Annotated in this window: 12 protein-coding genes; 3 read left to right on the forward strand and 9 right to left on the reverse strand. The window is 70.8% G+C overall.

All coding sequences use genetic code 11. The features are described 5' to 3' along the window. Positions 1 to 204: 204 nt before the first annotated feature. Both argF and OG734_RS10815 read right to left on the reverse strand, forming a co-directional pair. Entirely contained in the window at positions 205 to 1,212 is a 1,008-nt protein-coding gene (gene argF, locus OG734_RS10810; RefSeq protein ID WP_330287279.1) for an ornithine carbamoyltransferase, read from the reverse strand. Positions 1,213 to 1,327: 115 nt separating this feature from the next. Then, positions 1,328 to 2,554 carry an arginine deiminase gene (locus OG734_RS10815; protein WP_330287280.1) on the reverse strand — a complete coding sequence of 409 codons (1,227 nt, stop codon included), beginning with the start codon at positions 2,552 to 2,554 and terminating at the stop codon, positions 1,328 to 1,330. A 200-nt stretch (positions 2,555 to 2,754) separates the two neighbouring features. Between OG734_RS10815 and OG734_RS10820 the strand changes: the two genes are divergently transcribed. Both OG734_RS10820 and OG734_RS10825 read left to right on the forward strand, forming a co-directional pair. Next, on the forward strand, positions 2,755 to 3,756 hold the full coding sequence (locus OG734_RS10820; RefSeq protein ID WP_330287281.1) for an SPFH domain-containing protein: 1,002 nt from the start codon (positions 2,755 to 2,757) through the stop codon (positions 3,754 to 3,756). Next, positions 3,753 to 4,652 carry a hypothetical protein gene (locus tag OG734_RS10825; protein WP_330287282.1) on the forward strand — a complete coding sequence of 300 codons (900 nt, stop codon included), beginning with the start codon at positions 3,753 to 3,755 and terminating at the stop codon, positions 4,650 to 4,652. Before OG734_RS10820 ends, OG734_RS10825 begins: the two co-directional genes overlap by 4 nt. Positions 4,653 to 4,772: 120 nt before the next feature. On the opposite strand, the gene OG734_RS10830 is transcribed toward OG734_RS10825, so the two are convergent. Together OG734_RS10830 and OG734_RS10835 are read right to left on the reverse strand one after the other, a co-directional pair. Further along, complete coding sequence (locus OG734_RS10830; RefSeq protein ID WP_330287283.1) at positions 4,773 to 7,385, reverse strand: polynucleotide kinase-phosphatase; 2,613 nt, start codon at positions 7,383 to 7,385, stop codon at positions 4,773 to 4,775. Continuing rightward, complete coding sequence (locus tag OG734_RS10835; RefSeq protein WP_330287284.1) at positions 7,382 to 8,911, reverse strand: 3' terminal RNA ribose 2'-O-methyltransferase Hen1; 1,530 nt, start codon at positions 8,909 to 8,911, stop codon at positions 7,382 to 7,384. The genes OG734_RS10830 and OG734_RS10835 overlap by 4 nt, the downstream gene beginning before the upstream one ends. 214 nt (positions 8,912 to 9,125) lie before the next feature. Between OG734_RS10835 and OG734_RS10840 the strand changes: the two genes are divergently transcribed. Continuing rightward, positions 9,126 to 10,526 (forward strand): M1 family metallopeptidase, encoded by a 1,401-nt coding sequence (locus OG734_RS10840; RefSeq protein WP_330287285.1) that lies wholly within the window; start codon positions 9,126 to 9,128, stop codon positions 10,524 to 10,526. A gap of 46 nt (positions 10,527 to 10,572) precedes the next feature. On the opposite strand, the gene OG734_RS10845 is transcribed toward OG734_RS10840, so the two are convergent. The 5 genes from OG734_RS10845 to OG734_RS10865 form a co-directional block, all read right to left on the reverse strand. Next, on the reverse strand, positions 10,573 to 12,135 hold the full coding sequence (locus tag OG734_RS10845; RefSeq protein WP_330287286.1) for an ABC transporter ATP-binding protein: 1,563 nt from the start codon (positions 12,133 to 12,135) through the stop codon (positions 10,573 to 10,575). Beyond that, a complete protein-coding gene (locus OG734_RS10850) occupies positions 12,132 to 12,974 on the reverse strand; it encodes an ABC transporter permease (RefSeq protein WP_330287287.1) in 843 nt (280 codons plus the stop codon). The genes OG734_RS10845 and OG734_RS10850 overlap by 4 nt, the downstream gene beginning before the upstream one ends. Continuing rightward, positions 12,971 to 13,924 (reverse strand): ABC transporter permease, encoded by a 954-nt coding sequence (locus tag OG734_RS10855; protein ID WP_330287288.1) that lies wholly within the window; start codon positions 13,922 to 13,924, stop codon positions 12,971 to 12,973. The genes OG734_RS10850 and OG734_RS10855 overlap by 4 nt, the downstream gene beginning before the upstream one ends. Then, a complete protein-coding gene (locus OG734_RS10860) occupies positions 13,921 to 15,504 on the reverse strand; it encodes an ABC transporter substrate-binding protein (RefSeq protein WP_330287289.1) in 1,584 nt (527 codons plus the stop codon). The genes OG734_RS10855 and OG734_RS10860 overlap by 4 nt, the downstream gene beginning before the upstream one ends. Positions 15,505 to 15,573: 69 nt before the next feature. Then, a complete protein-coding gene (locus OG734_RS10865; protein WP_330287290.1) occupies positions 15,574 to 16,359 on the reverse strand; it encodes a class I SAM-dependent DNA methyltransferase in 786 nt (261 codons plus the stop codon). Between the last annotated feature and the right edge of the window lie 68 nt (positions 16,360 to 16,427).

Consider the following 16,427-nt stretch of genomic DNA (forward strand, 5'->3'; position numbering starts at 1 on the left):
AGGGGCTGGATTTTCCCGGCCGGGGCTGACATTCCCAGCGCGGCTCAAGCATCCTCAGCGCCGGCCCGCATCTTCAGCCCGTCTGGGGGTCCCCCCTCTGGGGGAGTTTGAGGACAAGGCCCGTTCAGGGCCGTAGGGGGGTCTGGGGGCGCAGCCCCCAGGTACAGGATGGGACGGGTAGGGGCGGCGGGGGCGAAGAACTCCTCACGCCAGCGAAGCGACCAGCACCGCCTTGATCGTGTGCAGCCGATTCTCCGCCTCGTCGAACACCACCGAGTGCGCCGACTCGAACACCTCGTCCGTGACCTCCAGGGACTCCAGCCCGTACGTCTCGTATATCTCGCGCCCGACCTTCGTACCGAGATCGTGGAACGCCGGCAGACAGTGCAGGAACTTCACGTCCGCGTTCCCGGTCGCCCGCAGGACATCCATGGTCACGGCGTACGAAGCCAGCGCCGCGATCCGCTCGGCCCACACCGCCTTCGGCTCCCCCATCGACACCCACACGTCGGTGGCGACGAAGTCGACGCCCCGCACACCCTCCGGCACATCCTCGGTCAGCGTCACCCGCGCACCGCTCGCCTCCGCCAGCTTCCGCGCGGCTGCGACGACGTCCTCGGCAGGCCAGTAGGCCCGCGGCGCGACGATCCGTACGTCCATGCCGAGCAGCGCGCCGGTGACCAGATACGAGTTGCCCATGTTGAAGCGCGCGTCGCCGAGGTAGGCGAAGGAGATCTCCGTCAACGGCTTGTCGCTGTGCTCGGTCATCGTCAGCACGTCGGCCAGCATCTGAGTCGGGTGCCAGTCGTCGGTCAGGCCGTTGAACACCGGCACCCCCGCGTACGCGGCCAGCTCCTCCACCGCCGCCTGGCTGTCGCCCCGGAACTCGATCCCGTCGTACATCCGCCCGAGCACCCGCGCGGTGTCCTTCACGGACTCCTTGTGCCCCATCTGCGAGCCCGACGGGTCGAGGTACGTCGTCGAGGCGCCCTGATCCGCCGCCGCGACCTCGAACGCGCAGCGCGTACGCGTCGAGGTCTTCTCGAAGATCAGCGCGATGTTCTTCCCCGCCAGATACCGCGTCTCGGTCCCGGCCTTCTTCGCCGCCTTCAGTTCGGCGGCGAGGTCGAGCAGCCCGCGGAACTCCTCCCCGGTGAAGTCCAGCTCCTTGAGGAAGTGGCGCCCGGCGAGGGCGGTCGGGACAGTCGCCATGGGGGCGCTCCAGGTGATCCGGCAGGCGTACAGGGACATAGACGAATGGAAGTCTATACGACTCCTTACATTTCTATGCGGTCAGGTTTTCGAGACTCGTAGAACGCCGTCTACGTCACGTCACCGGATCCCGTTGCACCGGGCAGCTCATACAGCGCGGACCACCCCTCCCCCGCCCCAGCTCACTGCCGGGGATCTCTATCACCTCAAGGCCCTGCTTGCGCAGATGCGTGTTCGTGGTCGCGTTGCGCTCGTACGCGACGACCACACCCGGCTCGACTGCGAGGACGTTGCAGCCGTCGTCCCACTGCTCGCGCTCGGCCGCGTGCACGTCCTGGGTCGCGGTCAGAACGCGGATCTCGCTCAGGCCGAGCGCGGCGGCGATGGCCCGGTGCATGTGCTCCGGCGGATGGTCGGTGACCTTCAACTCCTTGTCACCGACGCCCGGTTCGATGGTGTACGAGCGGAGCATGCCGAGTCCGGCGTACTGGGTGAAGGTGTCCCCGTCGACCATCGTCATCACGGTGTCGAGGTGCATGAACGCGCGCCGCTTGGGCATGTCGAGCGCCACGATCGTCTCGGCCGAACCGGCGGCGAAGAGCTTGTGCGCGAGCATCTCGACGGCCTGGGGCGTGGTGCGCTCGCTCATCCCGATGAGTACGGCGCCGTTGCCGATGACGAGGACGTCCCCGCCCTCGATGGTGGAGGGGTAGTCCGCCTGGCCCTCCGACCAGAGGTGGAAGGTTTCGTCACGGAAGAGCGGGTGGTGCCGGTAGATCGCCTCGAAGTGCACGGTCTCCCGCTGGCGCGCCGGCCAGCGCATCGCGTTGATGGAGACGCCGTCGTAGATCCAGGCCGAGGTGTCACGGGTGAAGAGGTGATTGGGGAGGGGGCCGAGGAGGAAGTCGTCCAGGTCCATGACATGGAAGCGGACCGAGGTCGGTTCCGCGTGCGCGGCCAGGAACTCGCGCTTGGTGATGCCGCCGACGAGCAGCTCGGCCAGCTCGGCGGCGGGCAGGTTCTCGAAGGCGGCCCGGAGATGGTCGGTTGCCAGGGGCCCGTATTCCTTCTCGTCGAAGACGCGGTCGAGTACGAGGGTGCGGGCCGCCGGGATCGCCAGGGCCTCGGTGAGCAGGTCGCCGAAGAGGTGGACGGCGACGCTCCGGTCGCGCAGGACGTCGGCGAAGCCGTCGTGCTCGGCGCGCGCACGGCGCACCCACAGGACGTCGTCGAAGAGGAGGGCGTCCTTGTTGCTGGGGGTGAGCCTTTTGAGCTCTAGATCCGGCCGGTGCAGGATGACGCGGCGCAGCCGCCCGGCCTCGGAGTCGACATGGAATCCCATACCTCCATCCTGACCACTCCGCACCCTGTTCACCCGCTGGTCGGCGGTATATGTGCGATAAGCCTCTCCACCCCGCCCCCTCCATCTCGTCCTCTTGACGATAAGTGGCTTCCCCGGATATCGTCTACATGACGATTAGTGGTGCGGGAGTGCCTGCGGACAGACGCTCCCGCACCGGACGAGGGATGGACGACAGGCACATGGCCGACATCACCCGGCGCCTCGGCTGGCGCCATCTGCGTGGCACACCCACGGCCCACATCCGCCACCACCGCTCCGGCCGACTGGCGCACGACGGCCCCGGGCTCAGCTTCTGGTTCCGCGCCCTGACCGCCACCCTCTCCGAAGTCCCGGTCGACGACCGGGAGTTGGCGATGACCTTCCACGCCCGTACGTCCGACTTCCAAGACGTGACGGTCCAGGGAGCCGTCACCTACCGCATCAGCGACCCCGCCCTGGCCGCCGCCCGCCTCGACTTCTCCGTCGACCCGGACACCGGCGTCTGGCGGAGCGCGCCCCTGGAGCAGCTGGCGACGCTGCTGACGGAGACGGCCCAGCAGCACGCCCTGGACGTCCTGGCCCGTACGGCACTGTCGTCCGCGCTGGTCGACGGGGTGGCGTCGGTGCGGGAACGGGTCGCGGCAGGGCTGGCCGCCGAGCCACGCCTGCCGGCCACGGGCATCGAGGTCGTGGCCGTACGGGTGGTGGCACTGCGGCCGGAGCCCGAGGTGGAGCGAGCGTTGCGGACTCCTGCCCGCGAACAGATCCAGCAGGAGGCCGACCGGGCGACGTACGAACGCCGTGCGGTGGCCGTCGAACGCGAGCGGACCATCGCCGAGAACGAGCTGGCCAGCCAGATCGAACTCGCCCGCAGGGAAGAGCAGTTGGTCGACCAGCGGGGTACGAACGCCCGCCGGGAAGCCGAGGAGTACGCGGCGGCCGACGCGGTCCGGGCGGACGCGGAGGCAGCGCGAGTGGTGCGGCTGGCGGAGGCGGAGGCCGCGAGCGTGCGCGGGGTGGGTGAAGCGCGGGCCCAGGCCCAGACGGCGTGGCTGCGCGCCCACGCCGACGCGGATGTGGCGATGCTGCACGCCCTGACAGGCACCCGGCTCGCCGAGAACCTGCCCCGGATCGACAGCCTGACGGTGTCACCGGACGTACTGACTGGCCTGCTCGCCAGGCTGGGAGGAGCACAGGAATGAGCCTCGCTCCGCGGGCCGTCCTGGTCCACCGCACCACGGAGTACGAGGAGTTGGTGGCCCGGCACGGCACGCACGGCCAGGCCGCCTTCTTTCTGCGCTCCCGGGGAGGGGACATCGAGGAGGTCACCGAACGCCACCGCCGCACCCGTCGGTCCATGGCGGAGGTGACGGCGGCAGTCCCTCTGACCTGGCGTCAGACCCGGGTCGAGCGGGCCGACTTGGACCGTTTCCTCTTCGCGCCCGAGGACGTGGTCGTCGTGGTCGGGCAGGACGGGCTGGTGGCGAATGTCGCCAAGTACCTCACGGGCCAGCCGGTACTGGGCGTCGACACCGATCCCGGGCGCAATCCCGGCGTGCTGGTGCGGCACCGGCCGGGGGACGTGGCGGGACTGCTGCCCGCGGTGCTCGCGCGGGGCACCGGCGTCGACGAACTCACCATGGTCGAGGCGGTCGCCGACGACACGCAGCGGCTGGTCGCCCTCAACGAGATCTACCTGGGGGCACCCGGCCACCAGACGGTCCGGTACCGCCTGGGCCTCGACGACGACAGGGGTGCCGTCGAGGCCCAGGCCTCGTCCGGGGTGCTGGTGGGGACGGGGACCGGCGCGAGCGGTTGGTTGCGCTCGGTGTGGCAGGAACGGGGCGGTGCCCTGTCCCTGCCCCGGCCCACCGACGACCGCCTGCTGTGGTTCGTACGGGAGGCGTGGCCCTCGCCGGTCACCGGAACGTCGTTGGTGGCGGGCGAGCTGGCGGTGGGGTCGGGGCTTCGGCTCACGGTGGAGTCGGAGCGGTTGGTGGCGTTCGGGGACGGAATGGAGGGGGATGCAGTGCAGTTGACGTGGGGGCAGACAGTCCGGGTGGGGGTGTGCGGGGAGCGACTGCGGCTGGTGGGTTGACGCCCCTCCAGCCCGTCCGGCGTTTGAGGACGAGGCCGTTCAGGCCGACATCCCGTTCCTGGGGGCGGCAGCCCCCAGGAACGGGATGGGACAGGTAGGGGCGGCGGGGGCGAAAACCCCCTACAGCCGCGGATCCACCGGCTCGGACTCCAGCGCCAGCACCCCGAACACCGCCTCATGCACCCGCCACAACGGCTCCCCCTCCGCCAACCGGTCCAGCGCCTCCAGCCCCAGCGCGTACTCCCTGATCGCCAGCGACCGCTTGTGATTCAGGAACCGCCCCCGCAACCGCGCCAGGTTCTCCGGCCGCGTGTACTCCGGACCGTAGATGATCCGCAGATACTCACGCCCCCGGCACTTGATCCCGGGCTGCACCAGCCGCCCCTTCTCGTCGCGCACCACCCCTCCCAGCGGTTTCACGACCATGCCCTCACCACCCTGCCCGGTCATCTCCAGCCACCAGTCGACGCCGGCCCGCACCGACTCCGCGTCCCCTGTCTCCACGTACAGCCGACGCGTCGTCTGCAGCAGGCCCGTACCGTCGTGCTCCACCAGCCGGTCCAGCAACGCCAGTTGCTCGTCGTGGGGCAGCCCGGCCAGGCTGCGCCCCTCCGTCGCGAGGACCTGGAAGGGCGCCAGGCGGACCCCGTCCAGTCCCTCCGTCGGCCAGCAGTAGCGCCGATAGGCCGCCGTGAACGCCGAGGCGTCCGACGCCCGTTCACGCTGGCGCGTCAGCAGGTCCCGTACGTCGATGCCGCGCGCAGCGGCACCCTCAAGTGCGGCCAGCGACCCCGGGAACACCGCCCCGGAGGCGGCGCCGACCGCCGCGTACTGCGAGCGCAGCAGCCCGGACGCCTTCAGCGACCACGGCATCAACTCGGCGTCCAGCAGCAGCCAGTCGGTGCCGAGCTCCTCCCACAGGCCGGCCCCGTCCGCCGCCGCCCGCACCCGGCCGAGGATCTCCTCGGTCACCGTCGGGTCGTCGACGAACGGCCGCCCGGTGCGCGTGTACAGCGCCCCCGTCGGACCGTCACCGGCGCCGATACCTCCCGCACCGTTCACACCGAACCGCTTGCGAGCCACCTCCGCGTCGCGGCACACCAGGACCACCGCCCGCGAACCCATGTGCTTCTCCTCGCACACGACCCGCTGAACCCCGTCCGCCCGATACTGCTCGAACGCCTCCGCCGGGTGCTCCAGAAAGCCTCCATCAGCGGCTCCGCCGCGGGCCTCCACATGAGACGTGGCGGTCGGGGCCATCGTCGGCGGCAGGTACGGCAGCAGACGCGGGTCCACCGCGAAACGGCTCATGACCTCCAGGGCCGCCGCCGCGTTCTCCTCCCGGACGGTGATCCGGCCCGCGTGGCGTGTCTCCACCACCCGGCGGCCATGGACGTCCGCCAGGTCCAGCGGCCGGCCGTCGTGCCCGCCCGGCGCCTCCGACCGCAGCGGCCTGACCGGCTCGTACCAGACCTGCTCCGCCGGTACGTCGACCAGTTCCCGCTCCGGCCAGCGCAGCGCGGTCAGCTTGCCGCCGAAGACGGCACCCGTGTCGAGGCAGATGGTGTTGTTCAGCCAGCTGGCCTCCGGAACGGGGGTGTGGCCGTACACCACGGCCGCCCGGCCCCGGTAGTCCTCCGCCCACGGGTAGCGCACCGGCAGGCCGAACTCGTCGGTCTCCCCGGTCGTCTCGCCGTACAGCGCGTGCGAGCGCACCCGGCCCGACGTACGGCCGTGGTACTTCTCGGGCAGACCGGCGTGGCAGACCACCAGCCGTCCGCCGTCGAGGACGTAGTGACCGACGAGACCGTCGATGAACTCCCGTACCTGGGCCCGGAATTCGTCGCTCTCTTTCGTCATCTGCTCGATGGTCTCGGCGAGCCCGTGGGTGTGCTGGACCTTGCGGCCCTTGAGGTGACGGCCGTACTTGTTCTCGTGGTTGCCGGGCACGCACAGCGCGTTGCCCGAGCCGACCATGGACATCACGCGACGCAGCACGCCCGGGCTGTCCGGGCCGCGGTCGACGAGGTCGCCCACGAAGACCGCGGTACGGCCGCTCGGGTGCACTCCGTCCTCGTAGCCCAACTTGCCGAGCAGCGACTCCAGTTCGGCGGCGCAACCGTGGATGTCTCCGATGATGTCGAAGGGGCCGGTGAGGTGGGTCAGGTCGTTGTAGCGCTTCTCGGTGCGGACCTCGGCACTCTCGATCTCCTCCACACCGCGCAGGACGTGCACCTTCCGGAACCCCTCGCGCTCCAAGTGGCGCAGGGAGCGGCGCAGTTCGCGGATGTGGCGGTGGATGACCCGGCGCGGCATGTCGGCCCGGTCTGTGCGCGATGCGTTGCGTTCGGCGCACACGTCGTCGGGCACGTCGAGGACGATGGCGATGGGCAGCACGTCGTACTGCCGCGCCAGCTCGATCAGCTGCTTCCGGCTGCTCTCCTGGACGTTGGTCGCGTCGACGACCGTACGGCGGCCCGCAGCGAGTCGCTTGCCGGCGATGTAGTGCAGGACGTCGAAGGCGTCCCCGCTGGCGCTCTGGTCGTTCTCATCGTCGGCGACGAGACCTCGGCAGAAGTCCGAGGAGATGATCTCGGTCGGCTTGAAGTGCCGCCGGGCGAACGTGGACTTGCCCGAACCGGACGCCCCGATCAGAACGACGAGGGAGAGGTCGGTGACGGGCAGCACGCGCCCCTTGTTCTCGACACTTACGACGTTCTCGACGCTGCTCATGCGGCCTTCGCCTCCTTCTCTTCCTTCATGACGTTCTTGGACTTGGTCTCGGACTCGCGCTCGGTCTCGGACTCGGTCTCGGTCTCGGACTTCATCGTGAACACGGCCATCTGCGTGGGCGGACCCACTTCCGGGTCGTCCGGCCCGACAGGCACGAACTCCGCCTCGTAGCCGTGCCGTTCGGCCACCGCGCCCGCCCAGGTGCGGAACTCCTCCCGCGTCCACTCGAAGCGGTGGTCGCGGTGGCGGCTGTCCCCGGCCGGGAGGGATTCCCAGCGGACGTTGTACTCGACGTTCGGCGTCGTCACGAGCACCGTACGGGGACGCGCCGCGCCGAACACCGCGTACTCCAGGGCCGGCAGGCGGGGCAGGTCGAGGTGTTCGACGACCTCGCACAGCACGGCGGCGTCGTACCCCTTGAGCCGCTTGTCGGTGTAGGCGAGCGAACCCTGGAGCAGCTTGACGCGCGACGCCTGACGCTCGCCCATCCGGTCCAGCTTCAGCCGCCGCGAGGCGATGGTGAGCGCGCGCATCGACACGTCCACGCCGACGATCTCGGTGAACGCCGGGTCCCTGAGCAGCGCTTGCACCAACTGGCCCTGTCCGCATCCGAGATCGAGCACCCGGGCGGTCCCGGACGCCTTCAGCGCGGCGATGATCGCGTCCCGGCGCTGTACGCCGAGCGGAGTCGGCTTCTCCTCGGCCTCGGTCTCGTCCTCGACCGCGTTGTCGATCTCCTCGACGTCGCTGTCGTCGGTTTCGGCCAGCCGGACCAGTTCCAGGCGTTCCATCGCCTGCTGGGTCAGCGACCAACGGCGGGACAGATAGCGGCTGGTGATCAACTTCTGCTCCGGGTGCGCGGGCAGCCAGCCCTCGCCGGCCCGCAGGAGTTTGTCGACCTCGTCGGGCGCCACCCAGTAGTGCTTGGCGTCGTCGAGGACCGGCAGCAGGACGTACAGGTGACGCAGCGCCTCGGCAAGGGTCAGCGTCTCGGATTCGAGATGCAGACGCACGTACCGGGAGTCGCCCCAGTCCGGGAACTCCGTGTCCAGCGCGACCGGTTCGGCCGTCACCGTCCAGCCGAGCGGCTCGAAGAGGTTCCGTACGAGATCGGCGCCGCCCCGGGCCGGGAGCGCGGGCACCTCGATGCTCAACGGCCGTGCCTCGCCGGGGAGTTCGGGCTTCGCCCGGCACTGACCCTTCATGGCGCTGCTGAACACGGCGCTGAGCGCGACCGCGAGCAGCGAAGAGGCCGCGTACGGGCGGTCGTTGACGTACTGCGCGAGTGCCGCGTCGGGTGCGCCACCGCGTCCCTTGCCCTTGCCGCGCCGGACCAGTGCCACGGCGTCGACCTCCAGCAGCAGCGCGGCCGTGCAGCGCTCGGCGGACGCCTCGGGGTAGAGGACGTGCGCGGTGCCGTAGGACGTGGAAAACGTCTGCGCGTTGTCGGGATGCTTGTGCAGCAGGTAGCCGAGGTCGGTCGCGGGACGTTCCGGGGTGCCGGTGGTGCTGATCGTCAGGAACACGGTGGGTAGGCCTTTATCAAGGGTTCGAACTGGGGATTCTTGCTGTCGTCAACGTACAGCGAACGCTCCCGGCGCACTCAGGCATTTTCCCCCGCGACGACTTCACAGGCCGTCCGGGAGCCGGCGCCCGGATCCGCCGCCCAAGCGGAGCCCGTTCCCTCGCTTTCCGCAGGTCGGGGCCAGGATCCGGAGCGATGTGGCATGATCCGCTGCCATGTCGTCGCTGCCCGCGTGGTCGTCAAGAACCGCTCTCCGTCCGCTGGTTGTGCTCCTCGCGCTACTCGTGGCGGCGGGCTCCACCGTGGCCGAGGCCGTGCCGGCGCCCGGTAGTCGGGCGGGGGCCGCCACCGAGGCCGCGACGCCCGACCACCGCCGCTACGACGTGGCCCTGCGCGGCGACACCGACGGCTCCCACTGGACGGGCCGGCAACGGGTGTCGTTCCGCAACGCCTCCGCCCGGCCGCTGCGTGAGGTGTATGTCCGTCTGTGGGGCAATGGCGACGACGGGTGCGGCACGCCCGGCAAACCGTCCCCCATCAGGGTGTCCAAGGTGCGCGGTGGCACTCCGGGCCGCCTCACCGTGGGCTGCACTGCGCTGCGCATCGCCCTGCCGAAGCCGCTCACCCGCGGCGAGCGGACGGCCGTCGCCTTCGACGTGTCCATCACCGTGCCTGATCGAAACAGTCGCTTCGGCCGCGAGGGCGCGTTCCGCTTCCTCGGCAATGCGCTGCCGGTCCTGGCCGTGCACGACGCGTTGGGCTGGCACCTCGACCCGTATGTGTCGACCGGCGAGAGCTTCTACGCGCTGGCAAGCGACTTCCGGGTACGCCTCGACCACCCGACGGCTCTCAAGGTCCCGGCGACGGGCCGCACTTGGACCCGGCACGGCAGGCCCGGGCGCACGGTCACCCACAGTGTCGCCCACCGGGTACGGGACTTCGCGTGGGCGGCGGGCCCGTTCCGCACCGCGACCGAGACGTCGCCCGGGGGCGTACGCGTGAAGTCGTACTGGTCGCCGGACACGCCCCTCGCGGGCGTCCGCCTCACCCGCCAGGACGGCGTCGCCGCCGTCGACCGGTTCGGCAAGGAGTTCGGCCGTTATCCGTACGGCGAGATCGACCTCGTGATGACCAGCGGCTTCGGCGGTGGCATGGAGTATCCCGGCCTGGTCGTTCTCGGCACCACCGAGGAAGGCGGCGCCGTCGTCCACGAGGTGGCCCACCAGTGGTGGTACGGCATCGTGGGCAACGACGAGTACAACTCGCCCTGGCTGGACGAGAGTTTCGCCCAGTACGCCAACGCGCGCTTCTACGGCTGGGACACCCGCGGCTGCTGGTCGGAGGACGACTGGCCGAGCGACCGCGCCGCCCTCACCAACTCGATGGCCTACTGGTCCACGCACCGTGGCGAGTACCACCTCGTGTACACGGCCGGCCCCTGCGCCCTGGCCGATCTGGAGCGCACTCTCGGGGCCGGCACCATGGCGCGCCTCCTCAGGCAGTACGCCCGCGACCACTGGTACGGCGTCTCCACCACCGCCGACTTCAAGAAGGCCGCCCAGTCCATGACGGGCAGGGACCTGGGCCCCTTCTGGAAGCAACACCGCATCCGGTGAGCCCACCGCGCCGACCGCACCACTCCCCCTCGTCCCCGGGCTCCCTCTAGCCCGTTGCCGCCAACAGCCGCCTCGTGAACGGGTGCGAAGGCGCGGTCAACACCCGCGCCACCGGCCCCTGTTCGACCACCTCCCCCGCATCGAGTACGGCGATCCGGTCGGCCAGTGCCGCGGTGTCCAGGTCGTGCGTGATGAGTACGACGGACAGATCGTCGCGCTCGCGCCGGAGCCCGGCGAGGACGTCAAGGAGGCCGCGCCGGGTGACCGTGTCCAGGCCCGAGGTGATCTCGTCACAGATGAGGACGCGGGGCCTGGCCAGCAACGCCCGGGCAAGCGCGGCACGTTGGAGTTCGCCGCCGGAGAGCCGGCCGGGGAGGCGGTGGGCCTGCTCCTTGGTGAGGCCCAGTTCCGCGAGGACGGCGAGGGCCTCCGCCTCGGCGGCCAGGGCTTCGGCGCCGCGCAGTCGTACGGCCGTACGCGCGACCTGGTCGACGACGGGCCGGTACTCGTCGAACGCGGCTCGCGCGTCCTGGAACACGTACTGCACGGCGGCCAGTTGACCTTGGTCGCGGTCGCGCAGGCTGCGCGGAAGGGTGCCGCAGTCGAGGGTCACCCGACCGTCGTGATCCCGGTGGAGTCCGGCCAGACAGCGGGCGAGGGTGGTCTTGCCGCTGCCCGAACGGCCGACGACGGCGAGGCATTCACCCGCGTGCAGGGCGAGTTCGGGGACGCGAAGGACCTGGGTGCGGTGGTGGCGGGCGGTGAGGTCCCGGACGTGAAGGACGGCGGCGCCGGCCCGGTCGACGGTGTCACCGTCACTGGTGCTCCCGCCGGTGAACTGCGTCTGCTGGGCCAGGAGTTCACGGGTCCACTCATGTCGGGGCGCGAACCACACGCGCTCCGTCGGGCCCGATTCGACGACCCGGCCCTCACGCATCACCAGCACCTCGTCGGCCAGCGCGCGGACGACGGCGAGGTCGTGACTGAGCAGGACCACGGCGATGCCCTGTGCGACGACGGCCGTCAGCTCGTCGACGATGCGGCTCTTCGTCAACGCGTCCTGGCCCGTGGTCGGTTCGTCCGCGACGACGACCCGGGCGCCCAGCAGCAGCGCCTGGGCCAGCACCACCCGTTGTTGCTGGCCGCCGGAGAGTTGATGGGGGTAGCGGCTCAACAAACTTGCGCCCACCGGCAGTTGGGCATCCGCCAGGGCGCGCAGCACGCGAGTGCGAGCCTCCGTTTGGCGGGTCGCCCGGGGCAGGTCCCGTACCTGTTCGCGGGCGATGTCGACGAGGAGGGCACCCACCCGGCGGGCGGGGTTGAGGACGGCGGCGGGATGCTGGGGGACGTATCCGACCGGCCCGCCGCCGGACACTCGTACCTCGCCCGACACCCGGGCGCCGGGCGGGTGTTCGCCGAGGAGAGCCAGGCCGGTGGTGGTCTTGCCGCTGCCGGACGCGCCGACCAGCGCGGTCACCCGGCCGGGAAGGACACGAAAGCTGACTCCGTCGACAATGGCCCGGCCGTCGATCTCGACGCGGAGGTTCTCGATCTCGGCGACAGGAGCGTCGAGGTGAGCGCTGTGAGCGGCGCCGACGGGGGCGTTCATGCCTGTTGTCCCTTCTCACCAGTACGTTGGTCGTCGCCGGGGCGTCGGTTGCCGCCGGTACGCCGGTCCAGCGCCGCGTCGAAGAGCAGGTTGCTGCCCGTCGTCAGCGCGACGATCAGCAGTGCGGGCACGACCACGGCCCAGGGCTGCACGAACAGCCCGGTGCGGTTGCGGTCCACCATGACCGCCCAGTCTGCGGCGTCCGGTGCGACCCCGACGCCGAGGAAGGCGGCCGTGGCCACCAGGTACAGCACACCGGTGAGCCGGATGCCCGCGTCGGCGGCGAGGGTGCGGAGGATGGCGCGGCCGACATAGCCGACGGCCAGGCGCCACCACGTCTCGCCCTGCATCCGCAGCGCCTCGACGGCCGGGCGGGCGGCGGCCTCCGCTGCTGCCGCGCGCACGATACGGGCCGCGTCCGGGATGTTGGCCAGCGCGACCAGCAGGGCGAGCCCGACCGCACCCGGCTCGAACACCGAGGCCACGAGCAGGATCAGCAGCAGCGAGGGCACGGCGATCAGCACGTCCAGGGGCCGCATCAGCAGCTCTTCAAGCCAACTCCGGTGGGTGAGCGCGCTGATGAGGCCGAGCGGCAGCGCCACGACGTAGGCGAGCGCGGTCGCGGCGAGCGCGGTCACCACCACCGGCCTGCCGCCGTGCAGGACCTGCTGCCACACATCGCGGCCCACGAAGTCGGTGCCCAGCCAGTGCCCGCCCCCGAGTGTGAACGAGACGGCCCGCGGCCCCGGTTCACCCGCGAACAGCGGTCCCAGGAGGGCGAGTACGAGGGGTACGCCGATGACGGCGGCCCCGAACACAAACCGCGAACGGCCCTTCACGCGGCCGCCCCTGCCCTGGGTGCGCACCGGTGCGCGACGAGATCGGCGCCCAGGTTGAGGACGACGGTGAGCACACCGAACACCACCGCCAGCCCCTGCACCACCGGCACATCACGTTCGGCGACGGCGTTCATCAGCACGGTTCCCAGACCCGGAATCACGAAGAGCGCCTCCACGACGATGACTCCGCACAGCAACCAGTCGACGGTGCGCGCGAGTTGCTGCGCCGCCGGGGCGACGGCATTGGGCAGGGCGTGGGCGTACCGGACGCGGGCGCCCGGGATGCCGTATCGGCGCGCCTGGGCGACGTACGGCGAGTTCAGTGCGTCGACCATGCCGGCGCGTACGAGCCGGGACAGTGAGCACACCGGTCGGGACAGCAGGATCAGGACGGGCAGGACCAGGGCGGCGGGGTGGCCGAGGAGGTCGGTGCCGTAGCCGACGGCGGTCGGCGGCAGCCAGCCCAGCCGGAGCGCGAAGACGGTCACCAGCAGCACCCCGAGAGCGAACTCCGGTACGGCGTAGACGCCGAGGGTGACGGAGCTGACGAGCCGGTCCACGAACCGCCCTTCGTGCCGGGCGGCCAGCACGCCCAGCCCGACTCCCAGGGGAATCAGCAGGGTTACCGTGATGGTCGCGAGCAGCAGTGTCGGCCCGAACCCGTCCTCGATGTACGTGGCGACCGGGCGCCCGGAGGTCAGCGAGGTGCCGAAGTCCCCGTGTGCGAGGCCGGCCGCCCAGTCCAGCAGCCGTTCGTACGCGGGCCGGTCGAGGTGCATGGCCTCGCGGATGGCCGCGACACGCGCCGGGTCGGGCTGGTCCCCGGCGAGTGCGACGGCCGCGTCGCCCGGCAGCGCCTCGGTGAGCGCGAAGACCAGCAGCACCACGGCCACGGTCTGCGCGCCGCCGAGGAGCAGCCGCCGGACGACGAAGGAACGCAGTCCGCTCACGCCAGCCAGACCTTGTCGAACCGCGCCCAGTCGAGCGAGTTGGCCGGCGCCTTCACCTCAACCCCCTTGACATTCTTGGCAGTTCCGAGGATCCAGTCCGCGAACCCCCACACCAGGAACCCGCCCTCGGCGTACAGCCTGCGCTGCATCCGCTCGTACACGGCGGTCCGCTCGGTCTTGTCCTTCGTCGACTGGGCCTGCTGGTAGAGCGCGTCGAAGTCCTTGTGGTGCCATTTCGTCGCGTTGGTGGTGGAGTCGGTGAGCAGCCGCTGCGAGATGTGGGCCTCGATGGGCATGGCGCCGGAGCGGTAGCAGCAGATCTCACCGGAGTCGAGGACATCGCTCCAGTACGAGTCCTTGCTGCCCATCTTCACGTCGACGGTGACGCCCGCCTTCGCGGCCTGGTCGCGGAAGATCCCGGCGGCCTCGGTGAATCCGGCGGCGACGGTCGATGTGTCGAGCGTGACCTTGAGGTTCTCGGCTCCGGCCTGCTTCAGCAGGGCTTTGGCCCGGTCGAGATCCTGGGCGCGCTGCGGGAGGTCGGCGGCGTAGTACTCGTACCCCTTCCCGAACAGGTCGTTGCCGACGACGCCGGCGCCGGACAGCGCGCCGTCGACGAGTTCCTGCCGGTCGGCGATGAGGAAGAAGGCCTCGCGGACACGCTTGTCGTCGAAGGGCGCACGGTCGGTCTTCATCGCGAAGCCCTGCATGGAGCTGTTGCGCAGCCGCACGATCTCGATCTGCCCCTTGCCCTGGTGGGCCCGCGCGGTGGTCGGATTCAGCTCGTGGGCGTACTCGACCTGGCCGCCGAGCAGCGCGTTGACGCGTGCGGACTCCTCGTTGGCGACGAGGAACTCGATCTCGTCGAGGTGCGGGGCACCCTCCCAGTAGTCGTCGAAGCGGCGGAACAGGGCGGAACGGCCGGGCGCGAAGGACACGAACCGGAAGGGCCCTGACCCGACGGGCTTGCTGTCGAAGTCGGTTCCCGTCGCGCCGTCGGGCACGATGTACGCGCCGAACGCGGCGAGGATGTTGGGGAATTCGGCTGTCGGCCGCTTCAGCACGAACTCGATCCCGTGCGTGCCCGTGGCCCGGCTGGCGTCGAGGTCGATCGGCTCCAGGGACGCCTTCGCGCGGAACGCCTGGTCGGGATCGGCGATCCGCCGGTAGCTGTACAGCACGTCCTCGGCGGTGACCGCCTTGCCGTTGTGGAAGGTGGCCCTGCGCAGGGTGACCTGCCAGCGGTCCAGGGTCTTGTTGGCCTCCCACTTCTCGGCGAGGCGGGGCTGCGCGGAGAGGTCGGCGCCGTAGTCGGCGAGCTTGTCGTAGAGCGCCTTGGCGCGGGCCGCGTCGGCGAACAGGCTGGCCAGATGCGGGTCGAGGGTCTCGCTGGCACCCCCGCCGGCGAAGGCGGCGCGCAGTCGCCCGCCACGTCTGGGCGTACCGCTGCCGGAGCCGCTGCCGTCGGACGTGTCGTCCGTGGAGTCGGCGCAGCCCGCGAGGCCGAGCACACCGAGCGCGGCGGTTCCGCCCACGGCGGTGAGGAAACCGCGCCGGCGCAGGGCAGGGAAGTCGTTCATGGGAGTCCTTGAGTGTCTTGGGAGGTACGGAGACATGTGTGGGCCTGGCTGCCGGCGATCGCGTCGCCGTCAGTGCCGGCGGCGCGCGACGAGGTGCAGCCGGTCCGCGTCGGCGGTCTCGCCGGGCAACTCGCCCTCCTGCCAGGGCGGTTCGGTGCGCGGCCCCGGGCCGTCGTGCAGTTCGAGTACGTCGAAGCCGTGCGCGGCGAGTACGTGACGCAGCTCCTGCGGGAACAGCAGCCGCCAGGCGGAGCGCTGTTGGACGGGCGGCGTGCCGTCGTCCGCCGTCCAGTCCCGTACGCGTCGCAGAAGCCCGGCCGTCCGGTCCACGGTGAGCGTGGTGACGGACCGGTAGGCGGTGCCCCGCCAGCTGAAGCCTCCGACGGCGGGGGTGTCGAGCAGGTCGGTACGGCCGAGGAAGTAGGCCCCGTTGCGCATCTCGGCGACGAGGAGCCCGCCGGGGGCGAGGGCTCTCCGGCAGGAGGCGAGGAACCCGTCGAGTTGGTCGTTGGTGTGGCAGTACAGCAGCGCGCTGTCGAGACAGACCACGGCGTCGAAGGCACCGGCGCCCAGTTCGAACCCGGTGAGGTCGGCGCTGACGTATTCGGGCCCCGGATGTCTCTCGCGGGCGTGCGCGAGCATCGCCTCGGAGAGATCGGCTCCGGTGACGGTACGCCCGGCGTGCTGCAGATACTCGGCGTCGCGCCCTGTACCGCACCCGATGTCGAGCACCCGTTTACCGTCGCCGTGCCGACGCAGGCAGTCCTCGGCCCAGCGCGCGGCCAGGTGGTCTCGGTCGGGGAAGCGGGCCTCGTACAGCTCGGGGTGGTCGGTGAGCAGGTTGCCGCTGTTCACAGGGGGATTCCCGGCGTGGGGATTCACAGCGCGCTCGCCGCTGCCACTGTTCACAGCACGGTCCGCGC

Origin of the sequence: Streptomyces sp. NBC_00576 (assembly GCF_036345175.1) — a bacterium.
In the GTDB taxonomy this organism is placed as follows: domain Bacteria; phylum Actinomycetota; class Actinomycetes; order Streptomycetales; family Streptomycetaceae; genus Streptomyces.

What these genes read in the sequence shown, in the direction of transcription:
- OG734_RS10860 (WP_330287289.1), bottom strand. Translation starts at nt 15,504, where the DNA reads ATGAACGACTTCCCTGCCCTGCGCCGGCGCGGTTTCCTCACCGCCGTG.
- OG734_RS10830 (WP_330287283.1), bottom strand. Translation starts at nt 7,385, where the DNA reads ATGAGCAGCGTCGAGAACGTCGTAAGTGTCGAGAACAAGGGGCGCGTG.
- OG734_RS10815 (WP_330287280.1), bottom strand. Translation starts at nt 2,554, where the DNA reads ATGGGATTCCATGTCGACTCCGAGGCCGGGCGGCTGCGCCGCGTCATC.
- OG734_RS10825 (WP_330287282.1), top strand. Translation starts at nt 3,753, where the DNA reads ATGAGCCTCGCTCCGCGGGCCGTCCTGGTCCACCGCACCACGGAGTAC.
- OG734_RS10820 (WP_330287281.1), top strand. Translation starts at nt 2,755, where the DNA reads ATGGCCGACATCACCCGGCGCCTCGGCTGGCGCCATCTGCGTGGCACA.
- argF (WP_330287279.1), bottom strand. Translation starts at nt 1,212, where the DNA reads ATGGCGACTGTCCCGACCGCCCTCGCCGGGCGCCACTTCCTCAAGGAG.
- OG734_RS10845 (WP_330287286.1), bottom strand. Translation starts at nt 12,135, where the DNA reads ATGAACGCCCCCGTCGGCGCCGCTCACAGCGCTCACCTCGACGCTCCT.
- OG734_RS10840 (WP_330287285.1), top strand. Translation starts at nt 9,126, where the DNA reads ATGTCGTCGCTGCCCGCGTGGTCGTCAAGAACCGCTCTCCGTCCGCTG.